Source organism: Paenibacillus sp. NN59, from assembly GCF_057597225.1.
Genome location: NZ_CP199678.1, coordinates 323,191 through 339,119, shown reverse-complemented (window position 1 = coordinate 339,119; position 15,929 = coordinate 323,191). Strand labels below are relative to the sequence as shown.

General features: G+C 50.5%; 7 protein-coding genes, 17 tRNA genes and 3 rRNA genes. All 27 read right to left on the bottom strand.

The annotated features are described in order from the left end of the window. Positions 1 to 120 precede the first annotated feature (120 nt). The 27 genes from ACT89M_RS01555 to ACT89M_RS01425 all read right to left on the bottom strand — a co-directional run bounded on the left by ACT89M_RS01555 (position 121) and on the right by ACT89M_RS01425 (position 15,892). Positions 121 to 1,140, bottom strand: coding sequence for a LacI family DNA-binding transcriptional regulator (locus ACT89M_RS01555; RefSeq protein WP_090924982.1), 1,020 nt, complete (start codon positions 1,138 to 1,140; stop codon positions 121 to 123). 115 nt (positions 1,141 to 1,255) lie between these two features. Then, the gene (gene iolB / locus ACT89M_RS01550; protein WP_154892220.1) at positions 1,256 to 2,062 is read right to left on the bottom strand and encodes a 5-deoxy-glucuronate isomerase; all 807 of its coding nucleotides are present in this window, start codon (positions 2,060 to 2,062) and stop codon (positions 1,256 to 1,258) included. A gap of 127 nt (positions 2,063 to 2,189) precedes the next feature. Further along, positions 2,190 to 3,239: an inositol 2-dehydrogenase gene (gene iolG / locus ACT89M_RS01545; RefSeq protein ID WP_154892221.1), complete on the bottom strand. Its 1,050-nt coding sequence runs from the start codon at positions 3,237 to 3,239 to the stop codon at positions 2,190 to 2,192. Between the two features lie 94 nt (positions 3,240 to 3,333). After that, complete coding sequence (locus ACT89M_RS01540) at positions 3,334 to 4,809, bottom strand: CoA-acylating methylmalonate-semialdehyde dehydrogenase (RefSeq protein ID WP_308723556.1); 1,476 nt, start codon at positions 4,807 to 4,809, stop codon at positions 3,334 to 3,336. Between the two features lie 75 nt (positions 4,810 to 4,884). Continuing rightward, positions 4,885 to 5,895, bottom strand: a complete 1,011-nt coding sequence (iolC, locus tag ACT89M_RS01535; RefSeq protein WP_308723557.1) for a 5-dehydro-2-deoxygluconokinase — start codon at positions 5,893 to 5,895, stop codon at positions 4,885 to 4,887. 151 nt (positions 5,896 to 6,046) lie between these two features. After that, positions 6,047 to 6,940, bottom strand: a complete 894-nt coding sequence (gene iolE / locus ACT89M_RS01530) for a myo-inosose-2 dehydratase (protein WP_308723558.1) — start codon at positions 6,938 to 6,940, stop codon at positions 6,047 to 6,049. A 101-nt stretch (positions 6,941 to 7,041) separates the two neighbouring features. Then, positions 7,042 to 8,907, bottom strand: a complete 1,866-nt coding sequence (gene iolD / locus ACT89M_RS01525) for a 3D-(3,5/4)-trihydroxycyclohexane-1,2-dione acylhydrolase (decyclizing) (protein WP_308723559.1) — start codon at positions 8,905 to 8,907, stop codon at positions 7,042 to 7,044. A 403-nt stretch (positions 8,908 to 9,310) separates the two neighbouring features. After that, positions 9,311 to 9,381 (bottom strand) — tRNA-Gly (locus tag ACT89M_RS01520). A gap of 13 nt (positions 9,382 to 9,394) precedes the next feature. Then, positions 9,395 to 9,468: transfer RNA gene (locus ACT89M_RS01515), tRNA-Pro, on the bottom strand. Positions 9,469 to 9,475: 7 nt separating this feature from the next. After that, a tRNA-Leu gene (locus ACT89M_RS01510) sits at positions 9,476 to 9,554 on the bottom strand. A 21-nt stretch (positions 9,555 to 9,575) separates the two neighbouring features. Next, positions 9,576 to 9,652 (bottom strand) — tRNA-Arg (locus ACT89M_RS01505). 6 nt (positions 9,653 to 9,658) lie between these two features. After that, positions 9,659 to 9,733 (bottom strand) — tRNA-Gly (locus tag ACT89M_RS01500). Between the two features lie 11 nt (positions 9,734 to 9,744). Then, a tRNA-Leu gene (locus tag ACT89M_RS01495) sits at positions 9,745 to 9,825 on the bottom strand. Between the two features lie 12 nt (positions 9,826 to 9,837). Further along, positions 9,838 to 9,910: transfer RNA gene (locus ACT89M_RS01490), tRNA-Lys, on the bottom strand. Between the two features lie 10 nt (positions 9,911 to 9,920). Next, positions 9,921 to 10,006, bottom strand: a tRNA-Tyr gene (locus ACT89M_RS01485). A gap of 6 nt (positions 10,007 to 10,012) precedes the next feature. Then, positions 10,013 to 10,088, bottom strand: a tRNA-Thr gene (locus tag ACT89M_RS01480). Positions 10,089 to 10,108: 20 nt separating this feature from the next. Beyond that, positions 10,109 to 10,184, bottom strand: a tRNA-Phe gene (locus tag ACT89M_RS01475). A 9-nt stretch (positions 10,185 to 10,193) separates the two neighbouring features. Next, positions 10,194 to 10,271, bottom strand: a tRNA-Asp gene (locus ACT89M_RS01470). A gap of 28 nt (positions 10,272 to 10,299) precedes the next feature. Beyond that, positions 10,300 to 10,373, bottom strand: a tRNA-Met gene (locus tag ACT89M_RS01465). A gap of 17 nt (positions 10,374 to 10,390) precedes the next feature. Continuing rightward, positions 10,391 to 10,466: transfer RNA gene (locus ACT89M_RS01460), tRNA-Val, on the bottom strand. A 7-nt stretch (positions 10,467 to 10,473) separates the two neighbouring features. Next, positions 10,474 to 10,545 (bottom strand) — tRNA-Glu (locus ACT89M_RS01455). A 4-nt stretch (positions 10,546 to 10,549) separates the two neighbouring features. Further along, positions 10,550 to 10,625, bottom strand: a tRNA-Asn gene (locus ACT89M_RS01450). Between the two features lie 3 nt (positions 10,626 to 10,628). Next, positions 10,629 to 10,704: transfer RNA gene (locus ACT89M_RS01445), tRNA-Ala, on the bottom strand. Between the two features lie 27 nt (positions 10,705 to 10,731). Continuing rightward, positions 10,732 to 10,805: transfer RNA gene (locus ACT89M_RS01440), tRNA-Ile, on the bottom strand. Between the two features lie 35 nt (positions 10,806 to 10,840). Next, a 5S ribosomal RNA gene (gene rrf / locus ACT89M_RS01435) occupies positions 10,841 to 10,957 on the bottom strand. A 148-nt stretch (positions 10,958 to 11,105) separates the two neighbouring features. Beyond that, positions 11,106 to 14,033 (bottom strand): 23S ribosomal RNA (locus ACT89M_RS01430). Positions 14,034 to 14,336: 303 nt separating this feature from the next. Next, a 16S ribosomal RNA gene (locus ACT89M_RS01425) occupies positions 14,337 to 15,892 on the bottom strand. Together the 16S, 23S and 5S rRNA genes with 17 tRNA genes alongside form the textbook arrangement of a ribosomal RNA operon. Positions 15,893 to 15,929 lie beyond the last annotated feature (37 nt).

Below are 15,929 nucleotides of genomic sequence, written 5' to 3'. Positions count from 1 at the left end.
TGAGGTCTGTTTACTGTTTGGTTATGTGTCACAGACACCATTGAAACTTTGCATGGTACCGCAGCAGATAAATAATCAACAGGTACGGTTAGATCCCGTGTTTTACATTAAATGCTACGACTATTTACGCAGCTCTGCTGGTGCTTGGCCTGCCGAATCCCGAACCACCAACTCGGGTTTAAGTACAATTTTTTGTGGAGCCTTCTGTTCATCCTTTAGCTCATCGATCAACAAATCCACTGCCCGGCGGCCCAAATCTTCAATTGGTTGGGCAATCGTGGTCAGAGGTGGACTCGTTACTGAAGCGAGAATCGTATTGTCGAATCCGATAATGGATACATCTCTCGGTACACGTAGTCCTAACTCCTTGGCTGCTTGAAGTGCACCAATCGCCTGAATATCATTACAACAGAATAAGCCTGTCGGATGATTCTGTTCACCGAGTAGCCGCAATGCTTCTTGTTTGGCAGAGCCTAGATCTGCAGCTGATTCACGGATCTGATCAGGCTCCAGTACGTATCCTGCCTTATTTAATGCTTCACGGAAGCCACGTATCCGTTCCTGACTGCTACTGACTTTGGATGGCTCAGACAAAACTGCCAGACGCGTATGTCCAAGTTCAAGCAGATGTTGCGCAGCCAATAAGCCGCCAAGTCTATCGTCAATGGTGACCGTATGCACTGACAACGCGGGCATATGGCGGGCAATCAGCGCAACAGGCATCGACTGCTGCAAGAGCGGTGACAGAATTTCGGCATTATCGATCCCGGTTCCGATCATCATGCCGTCGACTCTTTTTTGCTGCAACAGGTTCAGGTATCGCTCTACTCGCTCGTCCTTGTTATCCGTACTACAGATCACCACGCTATATCCCAACTGGCGGCTACGATCCTCTACTGCCCGGGCAAGTTCGGCAAAATACGGATTCGAAATATCCGGCACAAGCAGGCCTAGCGTATACGTCTGTTTACCTGTCAGTGCGGCAGCAATTGCGCTCGGTTGATAGTGAAGCCGCTCCATGATCTCCATAATCTCGGCACGGCGCTTCTCACTGATCTTGCCTTTGCCGTTAATCACCTGCGAGACGGTGGCAATCGATACCCCCGCCTCGCGTGCTATATCGTAAATGGTTGCTTTCATCGTTTTTCCCCATTTGTGCTATATATAAATTCATTATACATAGATGATTATTCTCTTCTTATTATGAAGGGGGAATACTGCTTACGCAATGCGAAGACAGAATTACTTATGACTTTTACTTTTTGAAAAGCCACTCATGATCCGGGTCGTTATGGAACTTCCACGTTCGTGTCGGCCCAGCCATCACATTCAGATAATAGACTTCATATCCCGGAGGCGCACCTACCGGATGGTATCCATTCGGCACAAGCACGACCTCGCCGTTTTTCACGGCAAGCGTCTCGTCCATAGAACGATCATCGGTGTACACGCGTTGAATGGCAAATCCCTGCTCCGGCTGCACACGGAAATAATACGTTTCCTCTAGCAGTGATTCATCCGGCAACGCATCCCGATCATGTTTATGCGGCGGATAGCTCGACCAGTGACCGTCCGGTGTGAACACTTCAACGACCAGCAGGCTGTCGGCTTCCTTTTGCTCCGGTAAAATGTTATGGATATGACGCTCCAGATTGCCGTAACCGCGCCCTTCCACACCTACATCCTCAGGAGCGATCAAGCGTGAAGGATACGTACCTTTCCCTGGAGCAACACAAATCGCGATCTCCAGCTCGGTAAGTGCCGTAACCTCAATCTGATCTGACGTGGACACATAGACGGAGTACGGAGGAATTTTTTCGAAAACGCTCATGCGTTTCCCGATATTATCCCATGTATGCTCCCGAGTACTTACATTCGCAAGCCCGCTGAGAAGCACCACACAGAGCTCCTGGTCTCCACTCTCACGGTTTAGCTTCTCCCCTGCTGCTAGTTTCGCAACCTGAAATCCGACGTATTCCCAGCCAGCAGATTCCGGTGTCACCGTTAATATTGTTCCGTCTGCCTCCGGGTTTGCGGCAGGTTTTACGATAAGTTCTGACATGTTATTGATCCACTCCTTCCATACTCGTCTGCTATCACTTGATCTGATCCTTGTGTGTTTGACATAGGTAACATTCATTCATTCATTTTGAAGAGAAAATTGCTTTGCAACTTCTACTAAATTCTACTTAATTTGCCGGTTGCGTCTCACGTGATGCACCTGGGACTTCTGTCATCTTCACAGGTCTTCCCTGCTCCATGGACATCTTAGCTGCCAAAGCAATCCGCTCCGCCTGTACTGCATCGTTACCGTCTACAATGACAGGTTTATCATGAATAATTGCATCGATGAAAAGAGCAGTCTCCTGCACATACGCTTCATTGTAACGTTCCAGGAAGAAGTGCAGTGGTTTGTCGCGCATCAGCCCAGCTGCTGTGCTGATCTCCGCTGTATTCGGATGATCATTATCCGCCGAAGCGCTGCCCAGCGAACCGAATACTTCCACACGTTGATCATATCCGTACACGGCCTGACGGCTGTTGTCGATCACACCAATTGCGCCATTAGCAAACGTTAACGTAACGATGGCTGTATCCACATCACCATGTTCTGCGAATACCGGGTTAATGAGTACCTTGCCTTTGGCGTAAACTTCCTCTACTTCACTGCCGGACAAATAACGGGCCATATCGAAATCATGAATCATCATATCCATGAAAATTCCGCCGGATACCCGGATATATTCCGCAGGTGGTGGGCTCGGGTCACGGGAAGTAATCTTGAGAATATGTGGATCACCAATCGTGCCTTCCAGCACATGAGAGCGTACTCTTCTGAAGTTGTGGTCAAAGCGGCGGTTAAATCCGATCTGAAGTTTCACGCCAGCCTTTGCTACAGCCGCTACAGCCGCTTCGGTCTGGGACAAGTCCATACTTACCGGCTTTTCACAGAAGATATGTTTACCCGCTTGTGCTGCTTGCTCGATCAACGGTACATGTGTATCTGTTGAAGAACAGATTAATACTGCATCAATGTTTGGCATAGCAATGAGCTCACTGCTGTCTTTGGTGACAACAGAGATGCCGCGTTCAGAGGCCCACGCCTCCAGTTCAGGTCCTGCGAACAAATCACTGATCGCTACAATTTCGGCATGTGGGTTACGCAGTAGGTTGTCTGCATGGATTTTGCCGATACGTCCAGCACCGATGATGCCAATTCTTACTTTGTCCTTGCCCATTCCGTTATCCTCCCTATTTGCATCCCTATGGTGTCTGGGAACTGAGCCCTTGCTCAGCCCCTGTATTGCATGGTGTACGCTGTGCGTTGATCGATTACCAGCGTGTAGTTACCATTTTCTTGCGAGTGTAGAACTCCACACCATCCGTGCCGTTAGCATGCAGATCACCGTAGAAGGATTTCTTCCAACCGGAGAATGGGAAGAAGGCCATCGGCGCTGGTACACCCAGATTCACGCCCAGCATACCCGCTTCAATCGTTTCACGGAACTGGCGCATATTCGCACCGCTGCGAGTAAATAGGCATGCCCCGTTAGCAAAGTCTGAACGGTTTGCCAGTTCTACCGCTTCCTCCAGCGTTTCTACTCTTGCCACCGAAAGTACTGGAGCGAAGATTTCATCTTTCCAGATTTTCATGGTGCTATCTACATGATCAAATACAGTTGGCCCTACAAAATAACCGGAGCCGTCTGTCGCTTGATCCTTACGTCCATCCCGAATCAAGGTTGCGCCTTCCTGTTCACCTGACTCAATGTAACCCAGTGTACGCTCTTTGTGAGGTCCACGGATTACAGGTCCCAGGAATACACCTTCGTCCATACCATTACCGATGTTGATCCGGTCCGCCGCTTCCACCAGCTTTTGTACCAAGGCATCCGCCACATCGCCAACAGCAACCACAACGGAGCAAGCCATACAACGTTCGCCAGCTGAACCAAACGCTGCACTTGTGATCTCTTTTACGGTCAGATCAAGGTCAGCATCCGGCATAACGATGGAGTGATTCTTCGCACCAGCAAGTGCTTGAACACGTTTGCCGTGTGCAGAAGCTGTTTTGTAGATGTATTCAGCAACAGGTTGTGAACCGACAAAGGAAATAGCCGCAACTTCTTTATGCTCAAGCAATCCGTTTACAACGTCATGTGCACCGTGAACGATGTTGAGTACGCCGTCTGGAAGTCCCGCTTCTTTGAAAAGTTCTGCCAAACGTCCGGCCAGGAGCGGAGTACGCTCTGACGGCTTCAGAACAAATGTGTTACCGCAAGCGATCGCCAGCGGGAACATCCAGCAAGGTACCATCATCGGGAAGTTGAACGGAGTGATTCCGCCGATGACCCCGATTGGGTAACGGTACATGCCTGATTCCAGTCCTGTAGCGATGTCAGGCAGCTGTTTGCCCATCATGAGGTTCGGGGCACCTGCCGCGAATTCAACACACTCAATCCCGCGCAATACCTCGCCATAAGCCTCGGCATAACTTTTACCGTTCTCCAGTGTCACCAGTTTAGCAAGCTCTTCCCAGTGCTCTACCAGTAGTTGCTGATAACGGAACAAAATGCGGGCACGGCGAGGAACCGGTGTGGTGCTCCATGATTTGAATGCTGTCCGTGCAGCCTGTACTGCCTGATCCACATCCGCTTGTTCAGACAGCGGCACGTATGCAATAATCTCTTCTGTAGCCGGGTTAACAACCGCTTCGGTTCGTGTTGTCGTCGGGTTTACCCAAGTACCCCCGATCCAGTTCTGTACATTCGTCACTGCTGCAGATGCTTCTGAAGTTCCTTTTCCCATGTGTGCTGTCTCCCCTCGTTTATGTGCATCACTTGCTTGTAGAATGCTGTATTTTATAATTGACTGTGCAGTTCATTAAGATGGAATAATTTCGCCCCGGTCACAGCGTTCGATATAATCATTTACCTGCTCTACGGTTGGCATCGCGTCAGAACAGCTGTGGCTGGAGATAACGATACTTGCTGCTGCGCTTCCGTAGCTCATACTGCGCTCAATCGTCCAGCCTTGCATTAAGCCGTAAAGGAATCCGGCAGCGTAAGAGTCGCCTGCACCGAACGTTTTCACAACACGAGCAGGGTAACTGTTAGCCCGATGTGAGAGCCCTTCACGCGTATACGCGATGGAGCCTTCTTTTCCGTGCTTGATCACAACGATTTTCGCTGCAAAATCAAACCATTTCTGTGCTGTCACCTGATCATTATGATCCGGGTTATTCTCAAATGTCTCCATCATGTCGAACTCTTCTCGTGTTCCCAGAATGATATCGCATTTCTCGGCAGCGAGGTTATAATAGACTGCTGTCTCTTCATCCGATGTCCAAGTATATGGACGGTAGTCCAAATCAAATACGATGACAGTGCCATGTTTTTTTGCATAAGTCAGAGCTTGAATAACCGCTTCCCGTGATGGGCTCTGTGCGAGAGCTGTACCGGAGATCAACAACACTTTGGAATCCGCAATCAGCTGTTCCTGTACCTCGCTAGCCTGCAATAAAAGATCCGCTACGTTGTCTCGATACATCAAAATACTGCAGTCTGTCGGGCTTTTGATCTCGGTAAAAGCAAGTCCGGTTACTGCCCCCGTGTTATCAGTCACCACATTGGAGGTGTCGATCCCGTTCTTCTCCAGATAACTTTGGATGAATCTGCCCATCTGGTCACCTGCGATTTTGCCGATGAAAGCCGTCTCCATGCCAAGTCTGGACATGCCGATTGTAATATTGGCCGGAGAACCGCCGACGTATTTGGTGAACGTCATCGTCTCTTCCATCGGACGATTGATCTCATTGGCATTCAAATCGATGCACAAGCGGCCAATGGCAGTGAAATCCTTCTTCCTGGATGCTGGAAAGGATACGTAAGTCATTGCGTTTGAGCCCCTTTCTATGGTTGAATCTCGATTGGTTAGGAGATGATTTCTACTCCATTGATATGAATTCATATTGGTTCTTTTTAATTTGCTACACATATAGATGCTAGGCTGGTTAACTGTCTTTAATTGCGGTGTCTTTTCTGCCCTAGTACAGAGACTCCATGTAACTCAAAGAGCGTTTCGCATACTCATACGGATTATGAATGGCAGGATCTTGTTCTCCTTCGAGCATCGCCCAGCCGTTATACCCGCGAGTGATCAGTTCCTGCAGGATCGGTGCAAAATCAATGCAACCATCTCCTGGTACCGTGAATACCCCCCTGCGAATACAGCCAACAAAGTCAGATTGCTCCGCTCGTGCCTGATCCAGCACATCCGGGCGAATATCCTTCAGATGGATGTAGGCAATCCGGTCGTAATGTTTACGCAGCACCTCAAGTGGATCAGCGCCGCCATAATAGGCATGGCCTGTATCAAAGAGTAAGTAAACCAGTGATGGGTCTGTGAGCTCCATCAAACGATCAATTTCCTCAGGTTGCTCAACTACCGTGCCTCCGTGATGGTGATAGGTGAGTTTCAGCCCATACTCCTGAGCAATGGCACCAGCTTGGTTCAAACCTTCAGCAAGAACATGCCATTCGGCATCACTGAGTCTAAGCACTTCTTTTTCATTCGGTGTCCGTCTTGGATCAAAATGAAGTGACCCGCCAACCTCGGCTGTACTAATGACCTTGCTGCCCATGGACTGCAGAAATTCAGCATGTCTGCGATAATCGTCCAGCTCCGCTTGGCGATATGCCGGATCGGAGAACAGTACGGATTTCCACTGGGAGATCAGATTAATATTCCGCTTGCTCAGTTCTTCACGCAGTGTAGCGGGATCGGTCGGATACTTGCGTCCCATCTCAGTACCCTTCAATCCCAGACGCTGAATATCGTCCAGAATCTGCGCACAAGTTGTATGATCACCATGTTCTTTCACATCTTCGCCGACCCAATTGATCGGATGAATCCCAAGCTGGAATGGCAGCTTGCTCATGATTCCACGGCTCCTTTTGTTGTTCAGCTTTGTCAGACTTTATCTTTATGAGAAGAGATTTATTTATAAAATAAATGAGTAGATGAGATTAGTAGCGTGAATTACACCCGTTTTGCTTTACCACGATTTGATTTCATCGTCTCGTGGGCACGAACGACTTTCTCCTCAACAGATACTTCAGGTACGCCGACATTCCACCATGACTCATATCCGCCCGTGTTGGTCCCCGGTACAACCGGAATTTCAATCAATGTTGTTACCGTCTCGTTCTTGGCATCCCGAAGTGCCTGTTCCAGTTGCTCTGCGGTTTCCGCACGATATGCTTTCGCTCCCATACTGCGAGCGTGAGCCGCAAAATCCATAGGCATATACTCACCCGTCAAACGGCCACTGTCTGTTTCACGATAACGGAACTCGTTCCCGAATCCGTCACTGCCATGTTCACGTTGCAGATTATGAATGCACTGGAAGCCATTATTATTAAATAAAAGAACCGTCATTTTCTTCTGTTCCTGCAGACTTGTAACCAGTTCAGAATGCAACATCAGGTAACTGCCGTCACCCACCATGGCGTAGACTTCACGATCCGGCTCTGCAAGTGCTGCTCCGAATGCACCGCTGACCTCGTATCCCATACAAGAGAACCCATACTCCATGTGATAAGTCTTCGGCTCAGCAGTACGCCACAAACGGTGCAAGTCCCCTGGGAGACTACCTGCCGCACAGACAATTACCGAGGATGGATCAATCGTGCGATTTACAATACCAATGGCTTTGGTCTGCGCCAGACCGGCTTCATGCTCCGCAGCGTAGAGTCGATCCACTTCTGTATTCCATTGATCACGAAGTTCAGCCACTTCAGATGAACCATATGCACTGCTGTACTGTTGTGCCTTCAATTCTTGTTGCAACGCCTGCAAGCCTTCACGGGCATCAGCCAGGATAGCTTCCCCGCCTAACTTGGCAGCATCCATACTATTCAAGTTGATGTTGATAAAGGATACTTCTGGATTTTGAAAAGCAGCATGTGAGGCCGTGGTAAAATCGGAGAACCTCGTACCCACGCCGATCACGACATCTGCTTCTTTAGCCAAGCGATTGGCTGCCAGAGAACCGGTAACCCCGATGGCCCCCACATTAAGCGGGTGTTCCCAAGATACTGCGCTTTTGCCTGCTTGCGTTTCAGCAATTGGAATACCGAAAGCTTCGGCGAACTCGATCAGTTGTGCAGATGCCTCAGAGTACAGCACCCCGCCGCCCGCAACGAGCAGGGGCTTTTTGCTATGGGTGATCTGCTTCGTTGCCCGTTCAATGGCTGCCTGAACAGGTGGCCTGCGATCCAGATAATGCACTTTACGGGCAAAGAAAGATTCCGGGTAGTCATACGCTTCTGCCTGCACATCCTGAGGTAATGCCAGCGTAACAGCTCCTGTCTCAGCTGGGTCGGTCAATACACGCATAGCATTGGTAACTGCAACCATCAACTGTTCCGGGCGCACGATGCGATCCCAGTATTTGCTGACCGCTTTGAACGGATCTGTAGCCGATATGGTATAGTCACTGCTTACTTCAAGTTGTTGCAATACTGGATCTGGCTCTCTTGTAGCAAAGTTATCTCCTGGGAGAAGCAATACCGGAATCCGGTTCACCGTTGCTGTTGCTGCGGCAGTAATCATATTCAGTGCACCAGGGCCGATAGATGTAGTGCATGCGTAGATCTGTTTGCGGTTTTTCTGTTTGGCATACGCTGCAGCTGTGTGCACCATACCTTGTTCGTTCTTACCTTGCATATACGTCAGGCTTCCAGAGCTGCGTTCTAATGCTTCCCCGATGCCTGTTACATTCCCGTGTCCAAATATTCCGATAATTCCTTTTACAAACTTGGTCTCTACCCCATCTACCGAGATATACTGCTGATCCAGGTATCGAAGCAAGGCCTGAGCCATCGTTAGTCGAATCGTTGTCATGAATTGATCGCCATCCTTTCCTTTACGGGTTAAGCGCTTAATCTAAGTTAAGTTTAAGCGCCTTACCCCTAAAGGTTAAGCGCTTAATTCATATGGTATTACAGGCTGAGCATTTTCGCAAGCTATTTTTGAAAGCGTTTTATTAAAATTAGGTTGGATTTGCGTAAAATAAGGGGTGAGATCGTACGATGCTGGAGGAATGTAAGGTATAAATGATCAACAAATATTAGCTTGGAGTGTAACAAGAGAGTTCGCTGAATGTGGATTGAATGTTAATTGAGAAAATAGCTGAAGAATATGACGGAGACTTGGCCACATAATATAGGAAAAGGGGACTAACTTCTTGTTCATGCAAAAAAAAAAAGAGAACACAGATTGTGTCTCTTTCTTCTTCAATATATAAAGCGGGTGATGGGAATCGAACCCACGCTATTAGCTTGGAAGGCTAAAGTTCTACCATTGAACTACACCCGCATAAACAAAAAAATCGGGATGACACGATTTGAACATGCGACCCCCTGGTCCCAAACCAGGTGCTCTACCAAGCTGAGCTACATCCCGTTAAATATACCGGCGAGAGGACTCGAACCTCCACGGTTTCCCACTCGATTTTGAGTCGAGCGCGTCTGCCATTCCGCCACGCCGGCATAGTTTAAATTTAGTTATAATGGCGCGCCCTGAGAGATTCGAACTCCCGGCCTTTTGATTCGTAGTCAAACGCTCTATCCAGCTGAGCTAAGGGCGCAAATATTGGAGCGGAAGACGGGAATCGAACCCGCGACCCTCGCCTTGGCAAGGCGATGCTCTACCGCTGAGCCACTTCCGCAAAATAAGGGATGCGCGTGGAGGGACTTGAACCCCCACGTCAAAGACGCTAGATCCTAAGTCTAGTGCGTCTGCCAATTCCGCCACACGCGCATATAATAAAAGTGAGTCATGAAGGATTCGAACCTTCGACACCCTGATTAAAAGTCAGGTGCTCTACCAACTGAGCTAATGACTCATAATAGAACTGGTGGAGGATGATGGATTCGAACCACCGAACCCGTACGGGAGCAGATTTACAGTCTGATGCGTTTGGCCACTTCGCTAATCCTCCATAAAGTGGTGCCGGCGAGAGGACTTGAACCCCCAACCTACTGATTACAAGTCAGTTGCTCTACCAGTTGAGCTACACCGGCGTATCAAATTGTTTTATTAATGGTGGCTCGGGACGGAATCGAACCGCCGACACGAGGATTTTCAGTCCTCTGCTCTACCGACTGAGCTACCGAGCCATATAAAGATGGCGGAACCGACGGGATTCGAACCCGCGATCTCCTGCGTGACAGGCAGGCATGTTAGGCCAACTACACCACGGTTCCAGATCACTTTCGGTTAGGAAAGCTACAATTGCGGGGGCAGGATTTGAACCTGCGGCCTTCGGGTTATGAGCCCGACGAGCTACCGGGCTGCTCCACCCCGCGTCATTTAAAAAAATATATGGTGGAGGCTGAGGGGATCGAACCCCCGACCCTCTGCTTGTAAGGCAGATGCTCTCCCAGCTGAGCTAAGCCTCCGAAAATATGACCCGTAGGGGATTCGAACCCCTGTTACCTCCGTGAAAGGGAGGTGTCTTAACCCCTTGACCAACGGGCCTTACTGGCTCCCCGAACAGGACTCGAACCTGTGACAACTCGATTAACAGTCGAGTGCTCTACCAACTGAGCTATCAGGGAAAATGGTGGAGCCAAGCGGGATCGAACCGCTGACCTCCTGCTTGCAAGGCAGGCGCTCTCCCAGCTGAGCTATGGCCCCATACATGTATTTCTTATGAAGTTACTATGGGCCTTGGTGGACTCGAACCACCGGCCTCACCCTTATCAGAGGTGCGCTCTAACCAACTGAGCTAAAAGCCCCTATCATTCGAAAAAAAATACCCCATTGGGGTTCCGCTTGGCGGCGTCCTACTCTCCCAGGACCCTGCGGTCCAAGTACCATCGGCGCTAGAGGGCTTAACGGTCGTGTTCGGGATGGGTACGTGTGGAACCCCTCCGCCATCGCCACCAAACGCGATTGGTCGAAGCATAGCTTCTTCCATTCATTCAGAACTGAAAATCATACACACATTCCGTGATGTACCGATTTCCACTTCATTCAGAGTGTTGTTCTCTGAAAACTAGATTCGAAACGAAACGTACGCGATTTAAAACTTGCTATTGGATAAGCCCTCGACCGATTAGTACTGGTCAGCTCCATGCATTGCTGCACTTCCACCCCCAGCCTATCTACCTCGTCGTCTTCAAGGGGTCTTACATACTGGGAAATCTCATCTTGAGGGGGGCTTCACGCTTAGATGCTTTCAGCGCTTATCCCGTCCGTACATAGCTACCCAGCGGTGCTCCTGGCGGAACAACTGGTACACCAGCGGTACGTCCATCCCGGTCCTCTCGTACTAAGGACAGCTCCTCTCAAATTTCCTACGCCCACGACAGATAGGGACCGAACTGTCTCACGACGTTCTGAACCCAGCTCGCGTACCGCTTTAATGGGCGAACAGCCCAACCCTTGGGACCTACTTCAGCCCCAGGATGCGATGAGCCGACATCGAGGTGCCAAACCTCCCCGTCGATGTGGACTCTTGGGGGAGATAAGCCTGTTATCCCCAGGGTAGCTTTTATCCGTTGAGCGATGGCCCTTCCATGCGGTACCACCGGATCACTAAGCCCGACTTTCGTCCCTGCTCGACTTGTAGGTCTCGCAGTCAAGCTCCCTTATGCCTTTGCACTCTTCGAATGATTTCCAACCATTCTGAGGGAACCTTTGGGCGCCTCCGTTACTCTTTAGGAGGCGACCGCCCCAGTCAAACTGCCCACCTGACACTGTCCCCGCACCGGTTTACGGTACCAGGTTAGAACCTAGATACGATCAGGGTGGTATCCCAACGGTGCCTCCACGCAAGCTGGCGCTCACGCTTCAAAGGCTCCCACCTATCCTGTACAGATCGTACCCAAATTCAATATCAAGCTGCAGTAAAGCTCCATGGGGTCTTTCCGTCTTGTCGCGGGTAACCTGCATCTTCACAGGTATTAAAATTTCACCGGATCTCTCGTTGAGACAGCGCCCAAGTCGTTACGCCATTCGTGCGGGTCAGAATTTACCTGACAAGGAATTTCGCTACCTTAGGACCGTTATAGTTACGGCCGCCGTTTACTGGGGCTTCGGTTCACAGCTTCGGGATTACTCCCTAACCACTCCCCTTAACCTTCCAGCACCGGGCAGGCGTCAGCCCGTATACTTCGCCTTACGGCTTCGCACAGACCTGTGTTTTTGCTAAACAGTCGCTTGGGCCTTTTCACTGCGGCCCCCTCGTGCTATTCACACTACCGGGGCACCCCTTCTCCCGAAGTTACGGGGTCATTTTGCCGAGTTCCTTAACGAGAGTTCTTCCGCGCGCCTTAGAATTCTCTTCTCGCCTACCTGTGTCGGTTTGCGGTACGGGCACCTTCATCTGGCTAGAGGCTTTTCTTGGCAGTGTGAGATCATGACCTTCGCTACTGTAATTTTCACTCCCCATCACAGCTCAGCCTTACGGTTAGCGGATTTGCCTACTAACCAGCCTTACTGCTTGGACAGGCATCCATCAGCCTGCGTCACTACCCTACTGCGTCCCCCCATCGCTCGTAACGATTTACGGTGGTACAGGAATTTCGACCTGTTGTCCTTCGACTACGCCTTTCGGCCTCGCCTTAGGTCCCGACTTACCCTGAGCGGACGAGCCTTCCTCAGGAACCCTTAGGCTTTCGGCGGATCAGATTCTCACTGATCTTTTCGTTACTCATACCGGCATTCTCACTTGTATAATGTCCAGCGCTCCTTACGGTACACCTTCAACCCTTATACAACGCTCCCCTACCCCTGATGCAAGCATCAAGCCATAGCTTCGGTGGTGTGTTTAGCCCCGTTACATTTTCGGCGCAGAGTCACTCGACCAGTGAGCTATTACGCACTCTTTCAATGGTGGCTGCTTCTAAGCCAACATCCTGGTTGTCTGTGCAACTCCACATCCTTTCCCACTTAACACACACTTGGGGACCTTAGCTGATGGTCTGGGCTGTTTCCCTTTTGACAATGGATCTTAGCACTCACTGTCTGACTCCCGGAAGTAAGTCTATGGCATTCGGAGTTTGACTGAGCTTGGTAACCCTTGCGGGCCCCGCACCCAATCAGTGCTCTACCTCCACGACTCTGTTTTCCGAGGCTAGCCCTAAAGCTATTTCGGGGAGAACCAGCTATCTCCGAGTTCGATTGGAATTTCTCCGCTACCCCCACCTCATCCCCGCATTTTTCAACATGCGTGGGTTCGGGCCTCCAGTGCGTGTTACCGCACCTTCACCCTGGACAGGGGTAGATCACCCGGTTTCGGGTCTACGTCCACGTACTATAGTCGCCCTATTCAGACTCGCTTTCGCTGCGGCTCCGGCTCTTCACCTTAACCTTGCACGGGAACGTAACTCGCCGGTTCATTCTACAAAAGGCACGCCATCACCCCTAAAACGGGCTCTGACTTTTTGTAAGCACACGGTTTCAGGTTCTATTTCACTCCCCTTCCGGGGTGCTTTTCACCTTTCCCTCACGGTACTGCTTCACTATCGGTCGCTAGGAAGTATTTAGCCTTGGCAGATGGTCCTGCCGGATTCATACGGGGTTTCACGTGCCCCGCACTACTCGGGATCCGTCTCGGAGGGAACAGACTTTCAATTACAGGGCTTTTACCTTCTTTGGCGGGCCTTTCCAGACCTCTTCGCTTAACCGGTTCCTTTGTAACTCCATGTGAGACGTCCCACAACCCCAAAGAGCAAGCTCTTTGGTTTGGGCTTCTCCGCGTTCGCTCGCCGCTACTGACGGAATCACTATTGTTTTCTCTTCCTCAGGGTACTTAGATGTTTCAGTTCCCCTGGTATGCCTCTACATAACCTATGTATTCAGTTATGAGTAACTGGATATTACCCCAGCTGGGTTTCCCCATTCGGACATCCCCGGATCAAAGCTTGCTTACAGCTCCCCGAGGCAGTTTCGTTGTTCGCCACGTCCTTCATCGGCTCCTAGCGCCTAGGCATCCTCCGTGTGCTCTTAGTAGCTTAACCATTGCGCTCGTGTTCGAGCTGTCACTTCCCTTGGTTTGCTTGCGCAAAGCCAAAAGTCGTTCCATTTCGATCACTCGCTCCAGCAATCTACCTTATAAAACACTTCACTTGTTTACACAAGATCAGCTTAAAGGAATGTTCTAATTCGCGTTTGTTTCGTTTCGATATCTAGTTTTCAAAGAACAAGCTTCATAATAAGCAAGCTGTTTGAGAGTTTGAGCTCTCAAAACTGAGCAACGAGTGAGTGGTTTGCAGCTAAGCTGCATATTTGAATGTTTCCACGCGGGAAACGATTCTCCATAGAAAGGAGGTGATCCAGCCGCACCTTCCGATACGGCTACCTTGTTACGACTTCACCCCAATCATCTATCCCACCTTCGGCGGCTGGCTCCTTGCGGTTACCCCACCGACTTCGGGTGTTATAAACTCTCGTGGTGTGACGGGCGGTGTGTACAAGACCCGGGAACGTATTCACCGCGGCATGCTGATCCGCGATTACTAGCAATTCCGACTTCATGCAGGCGAGTTGCAGCCTGCAATCCGAACTGAGACCGGCTTTGTTGGGATTGGCTCCATCTCGCGATTTCGCAGCCCGTTGTACCGGCCATTGTAGTACGTGTGTAGCCCAGGTCATAAGGGGCATGATGATTTGACGTCATCCCCACCTTCCTCCGGTTTGTCACCGGCAGTCTATCTAGAGTGCCCACCCGAAGTGCTGGCAACTAAATATAAGGGTTGCGCTCGTTGCGGGACTTAACCCAACATCTCACGACACGAGCTGACGACAACCATGCACCACCTGTCTCAACTTTCCCCGAAGGGCACCTAACGCATCTCTGCCTCGTTAGTTGGATGTCAAGACCTGGTAAGGTTCTTCGCGTTGCTTCGAATTAAACCACATACTCCACTGCTTGTGCGGGTCCCCGTCAATTCCTTTGAGTTTCAGTCTTGCGACCGTACTCCCCAGGCGGAGTGCTTAATGTGTTAACTTCGGCACCAAGGGTATCGAAACCCCTAACACCTAGCACTCATCGTTTACGGCGTGGACTACCAGGGTATCTAATCCTGTTTGCTCCCCACGCTTTCGCGCCTCAGCGTCAGTTACAGCCCAGAGAGTCGCCTTCGCCACTGGTGTTCCTCCACATCTCTACGCATTTCACCGCTACACGTGGAATTCCACTCTCCTCTTCTGCACTCAAGTCACACAGTTTCCAGTGCGATCCGGGGTTGAGCCCCGGGATTAAACACCAGACTTACATGACCGCCTGCGCGCGCTTTACGCCCAATAATTCCGGACAACGCTTGCCCCCTACGTATTACCGCGGCTGCTGGCACGTAGTTAGCCGGGGCTTTCTTCTCAGGTACCGTCACCTTGAGAGCAGTTACTCTCCCAAGCGTTCTTCCCTGGCAACAGAGCTTTACGATCCGAAAACCTTCATCACTCACGCGGCATTGCTCCGTCAGGCTTTCGCCCATTGCGGAAGATTCCCTACTGCTGCCTCCCGTAGGAGTCTGGGCCGTGTCTCAGTCCCAGTGTGGCCGATCACCCTCTCAGGTCGGCTACGCATCGTCGCCTTGGTGAGCCGTTACCTCACCAACTAGCTAATGCGCCGCAGGCCCATCCCCAAGTGACAGATTGCTCCGTCTTTCCAGTTCTCTTCAGGCGAAGAAAACAAGTATTCGGTATTAGCTACCGTTTCCGGTAGTTGTCCCAAGCTTGAGGGCAGGTTGCCTACGTGTTACTCACCCGTCCGCCGCTAAGTATCAGGAAAGCAAGCTTTCCATCCACTCCGCTCGACTTGCATGTATTAGGCATGCCGCCAGCGTTCGTCCTGAGCCAGGATCAAACTCTCCAATAAAGATGAATTTCGTCAGCGTCGTTAAACGCTGTGAAAC